The 17,761-nt window shown below is 72.4% G+C and carries 17 protein-coding genes; 11 read left to right on the forward strand and 6 right to left on the reverse strand.

Going from position 1 to position 17,761, the window contains the following annotated elements; translation table 11 throughout:
* Positions 1 to 2 precede the first annotated feature (2 nt).
* The 4 genes from ACGH7X_RS35955 to ACGH7X_RS35970 are packed head-to-tail and all read left to right on the forward strand — an operon-like array spanning position 3 to position 2,611.
* Positions 3 to 413 (forward strand): roadblock/LC7 domain-containing protein, encoded by a 411-nt coding sequence (locus ACGH7X_RS35955; protein ID WP_019327713.1) that lies wholly within the window; start codon positions 3 to 5, stop codon positions 411 to 413.
* Positions 410 to 781: a DUF742 domain-containing protein gene (locus ACGH7X_RS35960; RefSeq protein WP_399893723.1), complete on the forward strand. Its 372-nt coding sequence runs from the start codon at positions 410 to 412 to the stop codon at positions 779 to 781. The genes ACGH7X_RS35955 and ACGH7X_RS35960 overlap by 4 nt, the downstream gene beginning before the upstream one ends.
* Positions 762 to 1,367 (forward strand): GTP-binding protein, encoded by a 606-nt coding sequence (locus ACGH7X_RS35965; protein ID WP_399893726.1) that lies wholly within the window; start codon positions 762 to 764, stop codon positions 1,365 to 1,367. The genes ACGH7X_RS35960 and ACGH7X_RS35965 overlap by 20 nt, the downstream gene beginning before the upstream one ends.
* Positions 1,364 to 2,611, forward strand: coding sequence for a cytochrome P450 (locus tag ACGH7X_RS35970; RefSeq protein ID WP_399893729.1), 1,248 nt, complete (start codon positions 1,364 to 1,366; stop codon positions 2,609 to 2,611). The genes ACGH7X_RS35965 and ACGH7X_RS35970 overlap by 4 nt, the downstream gene beginning before the upstream one ends.
* 90 nt (positions 2,612 to 2,701) lie before the next feature.
* Here the strand turns inward: ACGH7X_RS35970 and ACGH7X_RS35975 are convergent, their stop codons facing one another.
* On the reverse strand, positions 2,702 to 3,733 hold the full coding sequence (locus ACGH7X_RS35975; RefSeq protein WP_399893732.1) for a 7-epi-alpha-eudesmol synthase: 1,032 nt from the start codon (positions 3,731 to 3,733) through the stop codon (positions 2,702 to 2,704).
* A gap of 276 nt (positions 3,734 to 4,009) precedes the next feature.
* Here ACGH7X_RS35975 and ACGH7X_RS35980 point away from each other — a divergent pair, with 276 nt between their 5' ends.
* Positions 4,010 to 4,405: a VOC family protein gene (locus tag ACGH7X_RS35980; protein ID WP_399893734.1), complete on the forward strand. Its 396-nt coding sequence runs from the start codon at positions 4,010 to 4,012 to the stop codon at positions 4,403 to 4,405.
* 50 nt (positions 4,406 to 4,455) lie between these two features.
* Here ACGH7X_RS35980 and ACGH7X_RS35985 read toward each other — a convergent pair whose 3' ends face one another.
* Together ACGH7X_RS35985 and ACGH7X_RS35990 are read right to left on the reverse strand one after the other, a co-directional pair.
* On the reverse strand, positions 4,456 to 4,761 hold the full coding sequence (locus ACGH7X_RS35985) for a DUF4235 domain-containing protein (protein WP_399893737.1): 306 nt from the start codon (positions 4,759 to 4,761) through the stop codon (positions 4,456 to 4,458).
* A gap of 111 nt (positions 4,762 to 4,872) precedes the next feature.
* The gene (locus tag ACGH7X_RS35990) at positions 4,873 to 5,898 is read right to left on the reverse strand and encodes a glutathione S-transferase family protein (RefSeq protein ID WP_399893740.1); all 1,026 of its coding nucleotides are present in this window, start codon (positions 5,896 to 5,898) and stop codon (positions 4,873 to 4,875) included.
* Between the two features lie 201 nt (positions 5,899 to 6,099).
* Between ACGH7X_RS35990 and ACGH7X_RS35995 the strand changes: the two genes are divergently transcribed.
* Positions 6,100 to 7,020, forward strand: coding sequence for a cation diffusion facilitator family transporter (locus ACGH7X_RS35995; protein ID WP_399897581.1), 921 nt, complete (start codon positions 6,100 to 6,102; stop codon positions 7,018 to 7,020).
* Between the two features lie 108 nt (positions 7,021 to 7,128).
* On the opposite strand, the gene ACGH7X_RS36000 is transcribed toward ACGH7X_RS35995, so the two are convergent.
* A complete protein-coding gene (locus tag ACGH7X_RS36000) occupies positions 7,129 to 7,578 on the reverse strand; it encodes a nitroreductase family deazaflavin-dependent oxidoreductase (protein WP_399893743.1) in 450 nt (149 codons plus the stop codon).
* Between the two features lie 381 nt (positions 7,579 to 7,959).
* Here ACGH7X_RS36000 and ACGH7X_RS36005 point away from each other — a divergent pair, with 381 nt between their 5' ends.
* The 4 genes from ACGH7X_RS36005 (at position 7,960) to ACGH7X_RS36020 (ending at position 11,041) form a co-directional block, all read left to right on the forward strand.
* On the forward strand, positions 7,960 to 9,180 hold the full coding sequence (locus ACGH7X_RS36005) for a cytochrome P450 (protein WP_399893745.1): 1,221 nt from the start codon (positions 7,960 to 7,962) through the stop codon (positions 9,178 to 9,180).
* 13 nt (positions 9,181 to 9,193) lie between these two features.
* Positions 9,194 to 9,394 carry a ferredoxin gene (locus ACGH7X_RS36010; RefSeq protein ID WP_381376092.1) on the forward strand — a complete coding sequence of 67 codons (201 nt, stop codon included), beginning with the start codon at positions 9,194 to 9,196 and terminating at the stop codon, positions 9,392 to 9,394.
* A 51-nt stretch (positions 9,395 to 9,445) separates the two neighbouring features.
* The gene (locus ACGH7X_RS36015; RefSeq protein WP_399893748.1) at positions 9,446 to 9,994 is read left to right on the forward strand and encodes a flavoprotein; all 549 of its coding nucleotides are present in this window, start codon (positions 9,446 to 9,448) and stop codon (positions 9,992 to 9,994) included.
* A 78-nt stretch (positions 9,995 to 10,072) separates the two neighbouring features.
* A complete protein-coding gene (locus tag ACGH7X_RS36020; RefSeq protein WP_399893751.1) occupies positions 10,073 to 11,041 on the forward strand; it encodes an aldo/keto reductase in 969 nt (322 codons plus the stop codon).
* A gap of 16 nt (positions 11,042 to 11,057) precedes the next feature.
* On the opposite strand, the gene ACGH7X_RS36025 is transcribed toward ACGH7X_RS36020, so the two are convergent.
* Positions 11,058 to 11,714: a DUF4232 domain-containing protein gene (locus tag ACGH7X_RS36025; protein WP_399893754.1), complete on the reverse strand. Its 657-nt coding sequence runs from the start codon at positions 11,712 to 11,714 to the stop codon at positions 11,058 to 11,060.
* A gap of 135 nt (positions 11,715 to 11,849) precedes the next feature.
* Positions 11,850 to 14,231: a SpoIIE family protein phosphatase gene (locus tag ACGH7X_RS36030; protein ID WP_399893757.1), complete on the reverse strand. Its 2,382-nt coding sequence runs from the start codon at positions 14,229 to 14,231 to the stop codon at positions 11,850 to 11,852.
* Between the two features lie 254 nt (positions 14,232 to 14,485).
* Here ACGH7X_RS36030 and ACGH7X_RS36035 point away from each other — a divergent pair, with 254 nt between their 5' ends.
* Positions 14,486 to 17,569 carry a glycoside hydrolase family 2 TIM barrel-domain containing protein gene (locus tag ACGH7X_RS36035; RefSeq protein ID WP_399893760.1) on the forward strand — a complete coding sequence of 1,028 codons (3,084 nt, stop codon included), beginning with the start codon at positions 14,486 to 14,488 and terminating at the stop codon, positions 17,567 to 17,569.
* Positions 17,570 to 17,761: the final 192 nt, after the last annotated feature.

Genomic DNA, 17,761 nt, shown 5'->3' on the forward strand with positions numbered 1-17,761 from the left:
CCATGACGCACCAGGGAACCGACGTGAGCTGGGCGCTCCGCGACCTTGTGGAGTCCATCCAGGAGATCCGCTTCGCCCTCGTGGCCTCCAGCGACGGCAAGGCCATCACCTCCTACGGCGCCGAAGACCCGGACGACGTGGACCGCTTCGCCGCCGTGGTGGCCGGACTGCAGGCGCTGGCCCAGCCGGTCGCCGAGCAGTTCCCGCAGCACGCGGGGCAACTGCGGCTGGCGATGATCGAAGTGGACGGCGGGCACCTCTTCGTCGTCCGCGCGGGCCTGGAGACCTACCTCGGCGTCCTCGCCCGCGAGGGCCTCGACCAGGGCCTGCTCGGCCATCAGATGCGCGATCTGGCCCGCCGGATGGGTGAGCTCCTCGGCACCACTCCGCGCCAGGAGGAGCACTCTGGATGAGTGCTCCCCGCCGACCGACCGATCCGTCCGGTCTCGAGCGCTACTACGTCCTCACCGGAGGGCGCAGCGGGCCGGGCGGTTCGGCGTCGACCCTCGACGTGGCGACCCTCGTCGTCTCCCGCGCCGTTCCCTTACCGGGCATGCAGCACGAGCACGAGGAGATCCTCCGGCGCTGCCGCGACCCGCTGTCGGTGGCCGAACTCGGCGCCCACCTTCACCTGCCCTTCAACATTCTCGCGGTGCTGCTGTCCGACCTGCTCCAGGCGGGCCGCGTAGAAGCCCGTGATCCCATCCCGGCGCACGACGCCGGTCGCGGGCCCGACCTCGCGCTCCTTGAGGAGGTACTCAGTGGACTTGAAAGGCTTTGACCGACCGGGGTCACCGACGGCCGGGGACACCCGCTCGGTGAAGGTGATGATCGCCGGCGGCTTCGGCACGGGCAAGACCACCATGGTCCGCTCCGTCAGCGACATCAAACCGCTCACCACCGAGGAGACCCTCACCCAGGCCAGCGCCGACGTCGACCACCTCATCGGTGTGGCCGACAAGACGCAGACCACCGTCAGCCTGGACTTCGGCAAGATCAGCCTCAACGACACGCTGATGCTGTACCTGTTCGGCACACCGGGCCAGGAGCGGTTCTGGTTCCTGTGGAACGGCCTGTTCAAGGGGGCGCTCGGGGCGGTCGTGCTGGTGGACACCCGGCGGCTGGCCTCCAGTTTCCGCGCGATCGAGGAGATGGAGCGGCAGAAGGTCCCCTTCGTCATCGCGCTCAACGTCTTCCCCGACTCCCGCCACTACCCGGTCGAGGAGATCCGCGACGCCCTGGACATCCCGCCCCACACGCCGGTCGTCACCTTCGACGCCCGCGACCGCACCGCCAGCCGCGACGTGCTGGTCACCCTGATACGACATCTGAAGGACCGCTCGGCCGCCGCCCTGGAGCCCCGATGAACGACGACCAGACCCCGACCGCCCCCACGGGCGGTGGCTGCCCCGTCGCCCACGGCGAGGGCGTCACCCGCCTCTACGGCGGCGAGGCGGCCACCGACCCGCACGACATCTACGCGCGGCTGCGGGGGGAGCACGGCAGCGTCGCGCCGGTTTTGCTGGAGGGTGACGTCCCCGCCTGGCTGGTGCTCGGCTACCGGGAGAACCGGCGGGTGCTGGACAACCCCCTGCAGTTCAGCCGGGACTCGCGGATCTGGCGCGACTTCCTGGACGGCCGCGTCGAGGCGACCTCCCCGCTGATGCAGATGCTCGGCTGGCGCCCCGACTGCGTCTCGCAGGACGGCGAACCGCACCGGCGGCTGCGCGGCGCCGTCACCGACAACCTGTACGCCGTCGCGGGCCGCGGCATCCGCCGTCACATCACGCACTTCGCCAACAAGCAGATCGACGCGTTCGCCGACGCGGGCCGCGCCGACCTGGTGGCCGACTTCGCCGAGTACCTGCCCATGCTGGTCCTCACCCGCGTCTTCGGCCTCGCCGAACGGGAGGGGCGCACCCTCGCCGAGTCGAGCAACCAGGTGATCAAGGGCGGCGCGGACGCCCTCACGCACAACGAGCGCATCATGGGCATCCTCGGCGAACTCGCCGCGCGCAAGCGCGAGGAGCCCGGATCCGACTTCACCTCCGGCCTGATCGAGCACCACTCCGGCCTCGACGAGGACGAGATCGTCAACCATCTGCGCCTGGTGCTGATCACCGCCCACACCACGACCAGCAATCTCCTGGCCCGCGCGCTCCAGCTCCTGCTCACCGACGCCTCCTGGCTCTCCGGCCTGGTGAGCGGGCAGCTCAACCTGTCCACGCTCGTGGAGGAGGTGATGTGGAACTCCCCGCCGCTCGCCGTGCTGCCGGGCCGGTTCGCCACCGCCGACCTGGAACTGGGCGGCTGCCCGGTCAAGGAGGGCGACCTGCTCGTGCTGGGCCTCGCGGCCGGCAACCACGACCCGGAGGTCCGCCCCGACACCGGCGTCTCGGTCCAGGGCAACGCCTCGCACCTCGCCTTCAGCGCGGGACCCCACGAGTGCCCGGGGCAGAACATCGGCCAGGCCATCATCGAGACGGCCGTCGACGTCCTGCTGCACCGCCTGCCCGGCCTGCGCCTGGCCGTGCCCTCGGCCGACCTCACCTCCACGGCCTCCACCTGGGAGTCACGGCTGGACAGCCTGCCGGTGGAGTTCGCGGCATAGCGCCACGCGCGGTCGCGGCGCCACCGACGGCGTACGCCGTCAGCACCGCGCCGCCCGGCCGGAGGGTCCCGGCCGGGCGGCGCGCCCGTCTCACACGCTCAGCAGGTCGTCCACCGAGCCGCGTCCGGCCAGTTCCGCCGTGGCCACCGGGCCCTCTTTGGCCGCCGCGTACCGGCCCGTGGTCAGCGCCCACTCGTAGTTGCCGTTGATCCAGTGCTGGATGGCCTCCACGCCCATCCGCACCCGCGTCCGCCCGTCGGCGTCCAGATCCAGTTCGTCGCACATCAGCGGCACCCGGGCCTCGAGGGCGACGTACTCCTCGAGGCAGGCGGTCGTCATGCGGTACGCCTCCTCGGCCGCCTCCTGCCAGGAGCAGCCCCGCTCCCGGTGCAGGACGGCGATGAGGTTGTGGCCGTCACCGCGGCGCCGCTCGCGCTCGAAGGAGTGGATGTCGTTCATGAAGCCGATGGTGTCCGCGGCCAGGTCCCGCATCCGCTCCATCAGGGGGTGCGCCATCGCCGCGGCCGGCACCTCGAAGCCGCGGCTGCGCTCGCCCGCGTCGATGCTGTGGTGGATGCCGACCGTACGGCGCCGGAAGACGGCGTAGTCGTCGAGCGTGAGCGTGCCCGCCCGGCCGTGGGCCGCCAGGTCGACCTCCTCGCAGTGCGCCACCAGGAAGCGGCCCCAGGAGGCGGCGAACCGCGAGGTCCAGGTCAGGGACATGCCATCCGAGAGGTGGCCCCAGACCTCCGCCCAGGCCAGCGTGATGGGGCACTCCACCCGCGGCGGCGTGCCCGCGGGACGCAGCGGTGTGGCGATGAGCTCCCGCGCCACCTCCGCTATGCGCTCCGCGCGGTCGGGCCGCCCGGCGTCGAACTGGTCGTCGAAGAGGAAGGCCAGGGAGAACCAGTTCATCAGGACGACCATGTCGTCCGCCGACGCGTGGGGGTAGGTGCGGGCCGCCGCCTCGGCGAGGTCCCAGGACCGGTACTCCTCGAAACCGGCCCGGCTGCGCACCAGCCCCCGCTCGCGCACCCACTCCAGATGGCGGTCACGGGCGTAGTCGAGATGCGGGCTGACGGGGGTGTCGAAGGGGAGGTCGAAGCGGACGTCCTGAGACATGTGTTTCCTTTCGGGAGACGGAGCGCAGAGTCCCCCCGGCCCTGCGAGCGGACGGTCGCAGGACCGTCCGCACACTCGAACTGGCCTTCACGGAGCGAAAGTTGAACCGAGAAGCGCTTCGAGGCTGCCCCGACCCTAAATGATCTACACGGGGTCCGGTGGTGATCTTCGCAACTACCTCGCGGCACCCACCGACTGATTCGGCCGCGCCGGGATATCCGCAAGGTACAGGGCACGGGGCACGACGCCCCGCGCCCGGAATCCTTCGGAGGAGACATGGCACTGGTCAACGCGGGCGTCGTGGTGCTCGACTGCGCCGAACCCGAGAGGCTCGCCGAGTTCTACAAGGGGCTGCTGGGCGCTGAGGACACCGACGTGAGCGCCAACCGGATCGAGATCGAGGGCCCTCGCGGCTTCCGCATGGCCTTCCGACGGGACACGGGCGCCACCCCGCCGAGCTGGCCGCGCCCGGAGAACTCCCTCCAGGCCCACCTGGACTTCGTGGTGACGGACCTGGACGAGACGGAGCGGGCGATCGTGGGACTCGGCGGACGCCCGGTGGAGGCGAAGGACCCGGCCGGCCCGCACGAGGAACGCGGCTTCTCCGACCCGGCCGGTCACTCCTTCACCCTGCGCCTCGCCCTCGCGCCGACGGCACCCAAGCAGGGCTAGCCGGCCTGCCGGGTGCCGTCGGGGCGGGGAGGGGACGGACGTCGGTGCGGTCAGTCCCGGCCGGCCGTGTCGCCGACCGGCCACACACCGGTCCTGCGCTCGATGGCCTTGGCGCCCGTGCGGTCCACGGCGCTGCGCACCGCGGCGAAGATGGCGCCCTGGATCGCGGCGGCCAGCAGGATCTCGCCCCAGCCGCGGTCCGGGTCCAGGGCGTCGGGCGCGTCGTCCTCGTGCCGGATCATCTTCCAGGTCTTCTGGAACGTCATCCCGGCCAGCGTGCCGCCGAGCCAGCCGAGCGCGAAGCCGACGGGCTTGTAGGCGAGAGGGAGCTTCTGCTTCTTCTTCTTCTTCGCCATGCTGGTCTCCTTGCGTCGTGTGCGCTGATTGCGTGTGAGGGTTCGCGGTCGGTGGGCCGGTCGGCCGGTCGGTCGTCTGGTCGTCTGGTGGTTTGGTCGTCTGGTCCCGGGTCAGGGCCTGCCCCGCACCGGTACCTCCTCGTCGGCCCGGACGGGCCCCGGCGGGGTGCCGTCGCCGAACGGCCGGCCGCCCAGCTCCTGCCGGTGGTGGGGGGTGAGCCAGCCGGTCAGGTCCGGGCCCAGAGGCACGACGGCGGTCGGGTTGATGCCGGTGTGCACCTGGTAGTAGTGGCGCTTGATGTGGTCGAAGTCGACGGTGTCGCCGAACCCGGGGGTCTGGAACAGATCGCGGACGTACCCCCACAGCACCGGGTTCTCCGTCAGCTTCCAGCGGTTGCACTTGAAGTGGCCGTGGTAGACGGCGTCGAAGCGGACCAGCGTCGTGAACAGCCGGATGTCGGCCTCAGTGATCGTGTCACCGACCAGGTAGCGCTGCCGCTCCAGCCGGGGCGCCAGCTGCTCCAGTCGCCGGAACACGCCCGCGCACGCGGCCTCGTACTCCTCCTGGCCCGTCGCGAAGCCCGCCCGGTACACGCCGTTGTTGACGTCCTCGTAGACCCCCGCCATCATCTCGTCGATCTCGTCGCGCAGCGCGTGCGGATACAGATCGGGCGCCCCCGGGCGGTGCAGGGAGGCCCACTCGGTCGCGAGGTCGAGCGTGATGCGCTGGTAGTCGTTGGTGACGAGGGCGCCGCTGGGCACGTCGACGACGGCGGGCACGCTCACCCCGCCCGGGTAGCCGCTCTCCCGCCGGTCGTAGGCCTCGCTGAGGTAGCGGATGCCGAGGACCGGGTCGCGGCCGTCCGGGTCCAGCGTGAACCGCCAGCTGCGGTCGTCCTGGATCGGGTCGGCGATCGCCAGGGACAGGGCGTCCTCCAGACCGAGCAGCCGCCGTGAGACCAGCGCCCGGCTCGCCCAGGGACAGGCGCGGCTCACCACCAGCCGGTAGCGGCCGGACTCCACCGGCCAGCCGTCCCGGCCGTCCGCCGTGATCCGGTCCGCGAAGTGACTCCGGGACCTCTTGAACGCCTTCCTTCCGTAGCCGCTGTTGCCGGGCGTCGCGTCGTCACCAGTCATGGGCCCGCCTTCCCGTCGTCCGTGTCTCTTCGCATCGGTGCCCTCGTAGAGGCGTTCCCCGTTTTCGGCCGTCGGCACTGGTGGCCACCCGCAAGGCGGGGTGTGACTCGCCCGGGCAGGGGCAGTCGGGCCCTCGTGAGTGGGACAGTCGCGCAGGAGAAACCGGGGGGCCCGAGGGCCGACCGCAGAACACGCGTCACCGTGCTGGTCGCCCTGGCGGCCAACGTGGTGATCGCCGTCGCCAAGGCGGTCGGCGGATTCATCGCGGGATCGCCCGCGCTGCTGTCGGAGGCGGCACACTCGGTCGCGGACAGCATGAACGAGATCTTCCTGCTGACCGCACTGCGCCGCAGCCGCCGCCCCGCCGACCGGAGGCACCCCTTCGGCTACGGCAAGGAACGCTTCTTCTGGTCGCTCCTCGCGGCCGTCGGCATCTTCGTCATGGGCGGCTGCTTCTCCTTCTTCCAGGGCGCCGAGGCCCTGCGTACCGGCGCCGAGGCGAAACCGTCCGGCTACGTGGCCGGACTGATCGTGCTCGCGGTCGCCCTGCTGGCCGAGGGCGGCTCCCTGCTGCGGGCGCTGCACCAGGTGCGGGGCCAGGGCGGAGTCGCCAGCGGGCTGCGGGACCCGGCCCTGCGCACGGTCGTCGCCGAGGACGGCACCGCGGTGCTCGGCGTGACCCTCGCCATGACCGGCATGGCGCTGCACATGGTCACCGGGCAGGTGGTGTGGGAGGCCTGCGCCTCGCTCGCGATCGGCGCGCTGCTCGTCTACGTGGCCTACCGGCTGGGCCGGGAGGCCCGCGACCAGCTGATCGGCGAGGCCGCCGACCCCGAGGCCAGCGGCCGGATCCGTGCGCTGCTGCGGGCCCAGCCGGAGATCGACAGCGTCGAGGCGCTGTTCACCATGAAGACCGGCCTCGACTCCACCCTGGTGGCCGCCCGCGTCGATCTGGTGCCGGGCCTGGACAGCGAGCGGGTGGAGGAGGTCGCCGTACGCATCAAGAGGTCGATCGCGCGCACCGTCCCCGAGGCGCGGCAGGTCTTCCTCGACGTCACGGACCGGCCCGCGCGCGAGGCGGCGGAAAGCCCCGCCGCGACGGGGGAACGCGGCGGGGCCTGAACGACGTGTTCCCGGCAGGTGCCGGTCCATGCGCGCCCGTCCGGGAAACTTCCGCGCCCGTCCGGGAAACCTCCGCGCGCCCGTCCGGGAAACTACCGCGCGCCCGGTTCAGCTTCCGTCGGCCGGCTCCAGGACGAAGACGGGGATCTCCCGGTCCGTCTTCTTCTGGTAGTCGGCGTAGGGCGGATACGCCGCGACCGCACGCTCCCACCACTCGGCCTTCTCCGCGCCGGTGACCTCACGGGCCGTCATGTCCCGCTTCACCGGGCCGTCCTGGAGTTCGACCTGCGGATCGGCCTTCACGTTGAAGTACCAGACGGGGTGCTTGGGAGCCCCGCCCAGGGAGGCGACCGCGGCATAGCGGCCCGCGTGCTCGACGCGCATCAGCGGTGTCTTGCGCAGCTTGCCGCTCCGCGCGCCCCGGCTGGTCAGCAGGATCACGGGCAGGCCCGTGTCCGCGTGAGCGGTCCCCTCGGTGCCGCCCGAGCTCTCGTACAGCTCGACCTGCTCCCGCACCCACTGCGCCGGGCTGGGTTCGTACTCACCCTCAAGAGGCATGTGTGCATCCGTCCCATCGTCACTTCGCAGGGCCGGCCGGCCCGGTGTGCACCACCGGCCCACTCGGAACCATCCTTACCGCATCCTGCCCCTCGATCGACGGTGGCCGCGCGGGAATCCGGACGGACCGGCTCCGCCAGACGCCCGCCACACCGTGCCGCTCGGCCAGATCCGGCGGGCGGCCGGGGGTGCCGGACGGCCCGATCACGCCACTTCCCCCGCGCACCCCGGCCGCAGGGGACGGCCGCGCGGCCCCTGACGCGGTGTTCCCCGGCCACTCTGCCCCCGCCACCGATCTGGCCGAACTTGACGTCGTCCCATAGATGCCCGAGGCATCTAATGAAGATCGGCTCGACGCACTCTTCGTCTGCGAGGTCTTCCATGACGGACACCGACACGACGACGCACAGGGACGCGGCGCACTCCGTCGCCTTCCCGCAGGACCGGACCTGCCCCTACCAGCCGCCCGCCGCCTACGACCCGCTGCGCGCCGCCCGGCCGCTGACCCGGATCACCCTCTTCGACGGCCGCCCGGCCTGGCTGGTGACCGGACACACCGCCGCCCGCCGGCTGCTGGCCGACCCACGCCTGTCGACCGACCGCACCCGCGACGGCTTCCCCGCCACCTCGGCGCGACTGGCCGCCGTACGCGGACGCAGGACCGCGCTGCTCGGCGTCGACGACCCCGAACACCGCGCCCAGCGCAAGATGGTGCTCCCGGAGTTCACCCTCAAGCGCGCCGCCGCGCTGCGCCCGCGCATCCAGCGGATCGTCGACGAACGGCTCGACGCGATGATCGCGCAGGGCCCGCCCGCCGATCTGGTGCCGGCCTTCGCGCTGCCCGTGCCCTCGATGGTGATCTGCGCGCTGCTCGGGGTGCCCTACGCCGACCACGACTTCTTCGAGGAGCAGTCCCGTCGGCTGCTGCGCGGCCCGCTGCCCGCCGACACCAGGGACGCCCGCGACCGACTGGAGGCGTATCTGGGGGAGTTGGTCGACCGCAAGCGCGAGGCACCCGGTGACGGCCTGCTGGACGACCTGGTGAGGCAACAGCTGAGCGAGGGCGCGATCGACCGGGAACAGCTGATCGCGTTCGCGGTGATCCTGCTGGTCGCGGGCCACGAGACCACCGCCAACATGATCTCGCTGGGCACCTTCACGCTCCTGACCAACCCGCCGCGGCTGGCCGAACTGCGCGAGGACCCCTCGCTGCTGCCCGGCGCCGTCGAGGAGCTGATGCGCGTCCTGTCCATCGTGGACGGGCTGCTGCGGCTGGCCACCGAGGACATCGAGGTGGACGGACAGACCATCCGGGCCGGCGACGGGGTCCTCTTCTCGACCTCCGTCATCAACCGCGACGAGACCCTCTACCCCGAACCCGACGCCCTCGACTGGCACCGCCCGGCCCGCCACCACGTCTCCTTCGGCTTCGGCATCCACCAGTGCCTGGGCCAGAACCTCGCCCGCGCCGAACTGGAGATCGCCCTGCACACCCTCTTCGAGCGGCTGCCCGCGCTGCGCCTGGCCGCCCCGCCGGACGAGATCCCCTTCAAACCCGGCGACACGATCCAGGGGATGCTGGAACTCCCCGTGGCCTGGTAGGAGGGTTCCCGACATGCGTATCGGCATCGACAAGGACACCTGCATCGGCGCGGGCCAGTGCGCCCTGACCGCTCCCGAGGTGTTCACCCAGGACGACGACGGCTACAGCACGCTCCGGCCCGGCAGGGAGGACGGCGGCGGCAGCGCACTGGTACGGGAGGCGGCCCGGGCGTGCCCCGTGGGCGCCATCACCGTGTCGGAGCGGGTGGGCTGACACCGGGCCTGCGGCGGCAGCCGCCCGAGGCCCGCCCAGTAGGGTTCCCGGGTGAGCGAACAGGCCGGAACCGGCGACGCCGGGAAACCCTTCCTCTACGTCGTCGTCTGCGCCGCCGGCGTGGCCCGTGACGTCGGCAGGCTGATCACCGCGGCGCGGGAACGCGACTGGGAGGTCGGCGTCTTCGCCACTCCGGTGGCCATGGACGGCTTCTTCGACACGGGGGCCGTCGAGACGCTGACCGGCCGCCCCATACGGTCGGCCTGGCGCCGTCCCGGCGATCCGCGGCCCTTTCCCGCGCCGGACGCCGTGGTGGTCGCGCCCGCCACCTTCAACACGGTCAACAAGTGGGCCGCAGGCCTGGCCGACACCCTCGCCGTGGCCACCCTGTGCGAGGCGTGCGGCCTCGGCGTCTCCGTCGCCGTCCTGCCGTGCGTCTCCGACGCGCTGGCCTCCCACCCCGCCTACCGGGAGAGCCTGGACCGGCTGCGCGGGATGGGCGTGCGCTTCGGCGACCCGTACGCGGGCGACGCGGGGGAGGGCGGCGGCCGCCCGGAGTTCGGCTGGGAGCGCGCCCTGGACCTGCTCGAACGGCGCTGACCCCGGCCGGAGTCCCGGCCCGCGCGCAGACGTACGCTCGCCCTGGTAGTGATGATCCCGAAGACAGGAGCAGCAACGATGCAGTACGTGAAGCTCGGTTCGACGGGCCTGGACGTGTCGCGGATCTGCCTGGGCTGCATGACCTACGGCGTTCCCGACCGCGGCGCGCACGAGTGGACCCTCGACGAGGAGGCCTCGCGCCCGCTGATCCGGCAGGCGCTCGAGGCCGGCATCACCTTCTTCGACACGGCCAACGTCTACTCCGACGGCACCAGCGAGGAGATCGTCGGCAAGGCGCTCGGCGACTTCGCCCGCCGGGACGACCTCGTGCTCGCGACCAAGGTGCACGGCCGGATGCGGCCCGGCCCCAACGGCGGCGGACTGTCCCGCAAGGCGATCATGACCGAGATCGAGCACAGCCTCCGGCGCCTGGGCACCGACTACGTCGACCTCTACCAGATCCACCGCTACGACCCGCACACGCCGGTCGAGGAGACGATGGAGGCCCTGCACGACCTGGTGAAGGCGGGCAAGGTCCGCTACATCGGCGCCAGTTCGATGTACGCCTGGCAGTTCTCCAAGATGCAGTACACCGCCGAGCGGCACGGCTGGACGAAGTTCGTGTCGATGCAGAACCACTACAACCTCGTCTACCGCGAGGAGGAGCGCGAGATGCTGCCCCTCTGCGCGGACCAGGGCGTCGGCGTGCTGCCCTGGAGCCCGCTCGCCCGCGGCCGCCTCACCCGCGACTGGGACACCGCCACCGAGCGCAGCGCCACCGACGGCTTCGGCAGCACCCTCTACCGGGACGGCGACCGTGCCGTGGTCGAGGCCGTCACCCGCATCGCCGGCGACCGCGGCGTCCCGCGCGCCCAGGTGGCCCTCGCTTGGCTGCTGCACCAGGACGGCGTGACCGCTCCGATCATCGGCGCGTCGAAGCCGGGGCACCTCGAGGACGCCGTGGCGGCGGTCGAACTCACGCTCACCGAGAAGGAGATCGAGGAGCTGGAGCGGCCCTACGCGCCGCATCCGATCGCAGGGCACTGATCCTCGACTCGACGCGTCACGGGCCGGTGCCCGCCTCCAGGGCGGTGACGGACACCGAGGACGCGTTGCCGCTCACCGGGACCTCGCCGGCCGTCCACTTCACCTCGAGGGGCTCCCGCTCGTCGGGCGGGGTGACGAGCAGCGCCGCCGGAGTGGCCGTGCGGGCGCCGCTGATCTGCGGACTGGAGAACGACAGCCCGGCCCACGCGCTCCTGCCGGGCGTCAGCGTCACCGTCTCCGGGGAGGCGGGCGTGCGCTCGGGGTCCGGACCCAGCTGCCCGCCGGACGCGTCCACGAAGGCGGCGCCCGGGTAGCCGTACAGCGTGCAGGTGCGCTCGGAGGTGTTGGTCAGCACGACGGGGAAGTTGCGCTGGCCGGCCCCCGGGTCCACCCGGCCGACGGCGGCCCGCAGCTCGGAGGTGTGGCAGCGGCCGTCGGTGCGGGCCGAGGCGGAGGCCGATCCGGCGGTGTCGCTCGGCGCGGCGCCGACCGCGGGCGCGGTGTCGGTGCCGCTCCCGCTGCCGGTGTCCGGACCGGTCGTGCGGGCGGCCTCGGTGGGTCGCGGGGTGCTCGACGTGGCGTTCTCGTTGCCGCAGGCGGTCAACAGGCCCAGGAGCGCCACCGCGCTCGCGAGCAGGGCCGTCCGGCGCATCGGCTGGGACGTGTTCGCCATCGCTGTCCACACTCCCGTCAGGTCTCGCGTACGGCCCCGGTCCGAGGCGGCGCCGTACGTCCTGTGCTGTCGAGTGTCCCGTCGCACCGCCCGGGAAACGGCCGTCCGGCGAACGGCCACCGGTGCACGAGGGGTTCACTCCTCGTCGTCGACCAGCCCCAGCTCGGCCCAGATCGTCTTGCCCTCGGTCGTGTGCCTGCTGCCCCAGCGCTGGGTGAGCTGGGCGACCAGCAGCAGTCCGCGGCCGCCCTCGTCCCAGGTCTTGGCCCGGCGCAGGTGCGGCGCGGTGTGGCTGGTGTCGGAGACCTCGCAGATCAGTGTGGCCGTGTCGTGGATCAGCCGGAGCCGGATGGGCGGGGAGCCGTACCGGATGGCGTTGGTGACCAGCTCGCTCACGACCAGCTCGGCGGTGAAGGACGCCTCCAGCAGGCCCCAGGTGTCCAGCTGGTCCAGGACCTGCTTGCGTACCGGGGCGACCAGTGACGGGTCGGCGGGGATGTCCCAGGTGGCGACCTGTCCGGCGGGCAGGCCGCGGGTACGGGCCAGCAGCAGGGCCACGTCGTCGGCGGCGCTGCCCGAGGGGAGGAGGGTGCGCAGTACGCGGTCGCAGGCGGTGTCCAGGGAGTCGGCGGGGGCGGCCAGGGCCTCGCGCAGCCGTGCCTGGCCCTCGTCGGTGTCCCGTTCCCGGCTCTCGACCAGGCCGTCGGTGTAGAGCGCCAGCACGCTGCCCTCGCGCAGCTCCAGCTCGGCCGACTCGAACGGCAGCCCGCCCACGCCCAGCGGCGGCCCGGAGGGCAGCTCGACCAGCCCGGGCGGCTCGTCCGGCGGGATCAGGACGGGCGCCGGATGACCCGCCCGGGCCAGGGAGCAGCGTCGCGAGACCGGGTCGTACACCACGTACAGACAGGTCGCGCCGACCTCGCCCGCCCGGTCGTCGCCGGACTCCTCGGACAGCCGGACGACCAGGTCGTCGAGGTGGGTGAGCAGCTCCTCGGGCGTCAGGTCGATGTCGGCGAGGGTGCGGACGGCGGTGCGCAGCCGGCCCATGGTGGCCGAGGCAGGGATGCCGTGGCCGACGACGTCCCCGACGACCATGGCGACCCGCATCCCGGACAGCGGGATGACGTCGAACCAGTCGCCGCCGACGCCCGAGCGGGCCGCCGGAAGGTAGCGCGAGGCCGCCTCGACCGCGGCGGTGGGCGGCAGCCACCGGGGCAGCAGGCTGCGCTGCAGAGTCAGCGTGGCCTCCCGCTCCCGGCTGTAGCGGCGGGCGTTGTCGATGCAGACGGCGGCGCGGGCACTGACCTCCTCGGCCAGCAGCACGTCGTCGTGCATGAACGGGTCGGGACGCCGGAAACGGGTGAAGACCGCGACGCCGAGGGTGGTGCCGCGGGCCTGGAGCGGCACCGACATCGTGGAGTGAATGCCGTACTCCTTCACCCGCCGCAGACGGACCGGGTCCCACTCCATCCAGCGCTCCAGGTCGCCGAAGGCCTCCGCGGCCACGATCGCCTGACCCGAGAGCAGGCACTCCGCCTGGGGGGAGCCGGCCGGGTAGACGTCCAGCTGTCCGGTCCCGGCCACCGCCTGCGGGCAGTCGGCGGTGACCGACCGGTGGGCCGTCCGGCGCAGGCCGACCGGCGGTTCGACCACGGTGGCGGGCTCACCGCCGTGCTCCCGCGGGTCCAGCAGGTCGACGCTGACGAAGTCGGCGAGCGCGGGAACGCACACGTCCGCCAGTTCCTGGGCCGTACGGGTGACGTCCAGTGTGCTGCCGATGCGCACGCTGGCCTCGTTCACCAGTTGCAGCCGTTCCCGGGCGCGGTGCTGCTCGGTGAAGTCGTGGGCGCTCACGCACACGCCGCACACCTGGCCGCCGGGGTCGGTGAGCGGCGCGATTCGGGCGTTCCACGCGTGGGCGCGGCTCTCGCCGACGGCCCTGAGCCGGGTCTGCATGTCGTGCCGGAGGCCGGAGGCCAGCACCCGCCGCATCTGCCGTTCCAGCTCCACGTTCTGCGGCCGGGCGCTGAGGTCGGTGGCCCGCAGACCGCGGACGCGGTCGGACGGGAGCCCCACCAGCCGCGCCATCGCGTCGTTGATCCCGCGCAGCAGCAGTCGGTCGTCGAAGATCATCATGGCGCAGGGGGACTGGGTGAGGGCCGCTCTGATCAGCGGGTCGTCCTCCGGTTCGGGACCGGCCTCCAGCGGGGTGACGGCGAGCCACGCGCCCGGCCTGCCGTCCGGCGCCGGTCTGCGGTGCGCGAGCACCCACGCCGACACGGTGCCCCCGTCGCGGTGCCGCAGTGCCAGGGTGCCGCTCCACTGTTCGTCCTCGCGCCCGGGAGGGGTGCCGTCCCGGCTGTCGGCGAGCAGGTCGGCGGCGGGGCGCCCCACGACCTCGGCGGCCGGGTGGCCGAGCAGCAGGCGGGCGCCCTCGTTCCACTCCCGCAGGGTGCCGGAGTCGTCGACGACGACGCGGGCCGTGGCGGCATCGTCGAACGGGTTGACCGGACTCATCGTCGCCACTCCATTGCGCACTCACAGTGAACAGCGCGTCACCTTGTTCCCAGCGTAGTGGCTTCGGGCCCGGTGCGGACCCGAACCCACGCGGCCCACGGATCCCGGCCGCCGCGCGGGCACCGGGCGGTCCGGGCCGCCCAAGACAGAAAGAGCTTTCCGTGCCCTTGACGGGCGCGTATGGCGCGACGTCAGAATCTGTTTGTTCACGATCACTTGTGAGTACTTCTGAGTTCCGATGAGGGAGATCCGTCATGACGGTCACGCGCAGATCGGTTCTGATCGCCTCCGCCGCCACGCCCGCGGCCGGGCTGGTGCTCGCCACCCCCTCGTGGGCCGCGGACGCGACCGGCGGCGCCGCGGGCCGCAGCACCGTCGCCCTGCGCGACGGCTGGCGCTTTCGGCTGGTCGACGCCGACGGAGCGGCCGAGGACGCCACGGACGCCGCCGACCCCGGGTACGACGACTCGGCGTGGCGCGAGGTCGCCGTCCCGCACGACTGGAGCATCGAACAGGCGCCCACCACCGAGCACGGCACCACCAGCGGCACCGGCTTCCTGCCGGGCGGCCTCGGTTGGTACCGCCTCGCCTTCACCCTGCCGCCCGCGCTCGCCGGGAAGCGGATCTCGGTCGAGTTCGACGGCGTGTACATGGACGCCCGCGTCCACTGCAACGGCCGGGAGGCCGGCCGCCACCCCTACGGCTACACCGGCTTCGCCCTCGACCTCACCGACCTGGTGCACACCGACGGCCGCACCCAGAACGTCCTCGCCGTGCAGGTGCGCAACCAGTTGCCGAGCAGCCGCTGGTACTCCGGCAGCGGCATCTACCGCGAGGCCCGCCTCGTCGTCACCGAACCGGTGCACGTACGGCGCTGGGGCACGTACGTCACCACGCCGCGGGTGAGCGCGAAGAGCGCCGTCGTCCGGGTGGAGACCTCGGTCGTGAACGCCTCGGGGACCCCGCGCGAGGTCGAGATCCGGTCGACGGTCGAGGACGCCGACGGACGCACGGTGGCCCGCGCCGCCTCCACGGCCCACGTCGCCGACGAGGCGGACGAGACCCACGAACTCACCGTCGCGCACCCCCGCCCGTGGGACTTCGCGACCCCGCACCGCTACACCCTGCACACCGAACTGCGCGTCGCCGGAAAGACCGTCGACACCTACCGCACCCCGTTCGGCATCCGCACCTTCCACGTCGACCCCGACGAGGGCTTCCACCTCAACGGCGCGCACGCCAAGATCAAGGGCGTCGACCTGCACCACGACCTCGGCGCGCTCGGCGCCGCCGTCAGCCTCGACGCGATCCGCCGCCAGATGACCATCATGAAGTCGATGGGCGTCAACGCCTTCCGCACCTCCCACAACCCGCCCTCGCCCGAGATGATCGAGGTCTGCGAGGAGATGGGCATCATCATGCTGGTGGAGGCCTTCGACTGCTGGCGCACCGGCAAGAACCGCTACGACTACGGCCGGTTCTTCGACGAGTGGTGCGAGAAGGACGCCACCGAGATGGTGCTCGCGGCCCGCAACTCGCCCGCCGTCGTCATGTGGTCCATCGGCAACGAGGTCCCCGACTCCACCTCCACCGCCGGACTCGCCATGGCCGACCGGATCATCGACGCGATCCGGGCCGCCGACGACACCCGCCCGCTGGTCATCGGCTCCGACAAATACCGCCGGATGCCCACCAAGGGCTCCGCGGCCGACCTGATGCTGGCCAAGCTGGACGGACTCGGACTCAACTACAACACCGCCAAGTCGGTGGACGACCTGCACGCGGCCTACCCGCACCTGTTCCTCTTCGAGTCGGAGTCGTCCTCCGAGACCTCCACGCGCGGCACCTACCAGGAGCCGGAACACCTCAACACCGGCGAGAACCACACCCCGGGGCGGCGGGCCACCTCGTCCTACGACAACAACCTCGCCTCGTGGACGATGAGCGGCGAGTACGGCCACAAGAAGGACCGGGACCGCAAGTGGTTCGCCGGCCAGTTCCTGTGGTCCGGCATCGACTACATCGGAGAGCCGACCCCGTACGACGTCTTCCCGGTCAAGGCGTCCTTCTTCGGCGCGGTCGACACGGCCGGCTTCCCGAAGGACATGTACCACCTGTTCCGCAGCCAGTGGACCGACGAGCCGATGGTCCACCTGCTGCCGACGACGTGGAACCACCGCGAGGGCGACACCGTCGAGGTCTGGGCGTACGCCAACGTCGACACCGTCGAGCTGTACCTGAACGGCAAGTCCCACGGCACCCGCCGATTCGACACGAAGAAGACCGTCGACGGCCGGACCTACCTGGAGACCACCGAGGCCACCGGCGACGACAAGACCTTCACCGACGGCCCCTACCCGGGCAGTTACACCAGTGCCAACGGCAGTGCGGGCAAGCTCCATCTGACCTGGAGGGTGCCCTTCGAGGCGGGCGAGCTGAAGGCCGTCGCCCGGCGGGGCGGCAGGGTGGTGGCCACCGACGTCCTGCGCACCGCCGGAACGCCGCACGCCGTACGTCTCACCCCGGACCGCGAGAGCGTCGCCGCCGACGGCCGCTCCCTGGTCTTCGTCACCGCCGAGGTGGTCGACCGGCACGGCGTGGTGGTGCCCGGCGCCGAGCACCTGATCTCCTTCGACGTCGCCGGCGGCTCGCTGGCCGGACTCGACAACGGCCGCCAGGAGAGCGCCGAGCGCTATCAGGCCAGTACCCGCACCGCCTTCCACGGCAAGGCGCTCGCCGTCGTCCGGTCCGGCACCCGGCCGGGGACGGTGCGGGTGAGCGCCCGCGCGGACGGGCTGCGCACCGACACGGCCACGGTGCACGCGCGGCGGGCCTCGGACCGGGCGACCACACCGGCCCCGGAGTTTGGCCCCGAGCACCCGGCGCCCGTGAACCACCCGCACGCCGACGCCAGTTACTCCGGCCGGCCCGACACCCTCCCCGCCGCCGTGCTCGACGGCGACCCGGCCACCGGCTGGTCCAACGGTTTCCAGAAGGCGGCCACCGCCCTGCTGCCCGCCTTCGACGGGGCGCGCGCCGAGGACTGGATCTCGGTCGACCACGGGCGCCGGCGCACCTACGACCGGATCGAGGTCTCCTTCACCGTGGACGCCGCGCACAGCCTGCCCTCGACGGTCGAAGTCGCCGTCTGGGACGGCCGGGCCTGGCGCGCGGCCCGAGGGGCGCGGACCGACTGGGCGACCGCCTCCGACGCGCCCACCGTGATCACCTTCGACGCGGTGCGCGGTTCCCGCGTCCGCCTCACGCTGCCCAGCCGTCACCCCGGTGAGGCGCGGGGAGCGATCCGCGTCAGCCGTCTGGAGGCACCCGCCGCCTGAGGCCTCGCGGGGCGGTCCGGACGGGATCCGGACGGGGTCCGGGCGGGGTCCGGACGCGATCCGGGCGGGAACCGGTCGGGAAAACCGGTCCCGTCCGGACCGTTGACGGCATGTCATGTCTGCCACAAGCATGGCCTGCGACCGCATTTGGGAGCGCTCCCATTCCAGGGCGAGCGCCACCTCCCCCGAGGA

It is taken from the genome of Streptomyces sp. BBFR51 (assembly GCF_044591655.1).
GTDB lineage: Bacteria > Actinomycetota > Actinomycetes > Streptomycetales > Streptomycetaceae > Streptomyces.

Excerpts from the sequence above, each read along its gene's own strand:
- ACGH7X_RS35955 (WP_019327713.1), top strand. The coding sequence starts at position 3 with ATGACGCACCAGGGAACCGACGTGAGCTGGGCGCTCCGCGACCTTGTG.
- ACGH7X_RS35985 (WP_399893737.1), bottom strand. The coding sequence starts at position 4,761 with ATGGCGAAGAAGAAGAAGAAGCAGAAGCTCCCTCTCGCCTACAAGCCC.
- ACGH7X_RS35960 (WP_399893723.1), top strand. The coding sequence starts at position 410 with ATGAGTGCTCCCCGCCGACCGACCGATCCGTCCGGTCTCGAGCGCTAC.
- ACGH7X_RS36000 (WP_399893743.1), bottom strand. The coding sequence starts at position 7,578 with ATGCCTCTTGAGGGTGAGTACGAACCCAGCCCGGCGCAGTGGGTGCGG.
- ACGH7X_RS36010 (WP_381376092.1), top strand. The coding sequence starts at position 9,194 with ATGCGTATCGGCATCGACAAGGACACCTGCATCGGCGCGGGCCAGTGC.
- ACGH7X_RS35975 (WP_399893732.1), bottom strand. The coding sequence starts at position 3,733 with ATGTCTCAGGACGTCCGCTTCGACCTCCCCTTCGACACCCCCGTCAGC.
- ACGH7X_RS35990 (WP_399893740.1), bottom strand. The coding sequence starts at position 5,898 with ATGACTGGTGACGACGCGACGCCCGGCAACAGCGGCTACGGAAGGAAG.
- ACGH7X_RS36030 (WP_399893757.1), bottom strand. The coding sequence starts at position 14,231 with ATGAGTCCGGTCAACCCGTTCGACGATGCCGCCACGGCCCGCGTCGTC.
- ACGH7X_RS35970 (WP_399893729.1), top strand. The coding sequence starts at position 1,364 with ATGAACGACGACCAGACCCCGACCGCCCCCACGGGCGGTGGCTGCCCC.
- ACGH7X_RS36020 (WP_399893751.1), top strand. The coding sequence starts at position 10,073 with ATGCAGTACGTGAAGCTCGGTTCGACGGGCCTGGACGTGTCGCGGATC.
- ACGH7X_RS36035 (WP_399893760.1), top strand. The coding sequence starts at position 14,486 with ATGACGGTCACGCGCAGATCGGTTCTGATCGCCTCCGCCGCCACGCCC.
- ACGH7X_RS35980 (WP_399893734.1), top strand. The coding sequence starts at position 4,010 with ATGGCACTGGTCAACGCGGGCGTCGTGGTGCTCGACTGCGCCGAACCC.
- ACGH7X_RS36025 (WP_399893754.1), bottom strand. The coding sequence starts at position 11,714 with ATGGCGAACACGTCCCAGCCGATGCGCCGGACGGCCCTGCTCGCGAGC.
- ACGH7X_RS36005 (WP_399893745.1), top strand. The coding sequence starts at position 7,960 with ATGACGGACACCGACACGACGACGCACAGGGACGCGGCGCACTCCGTC.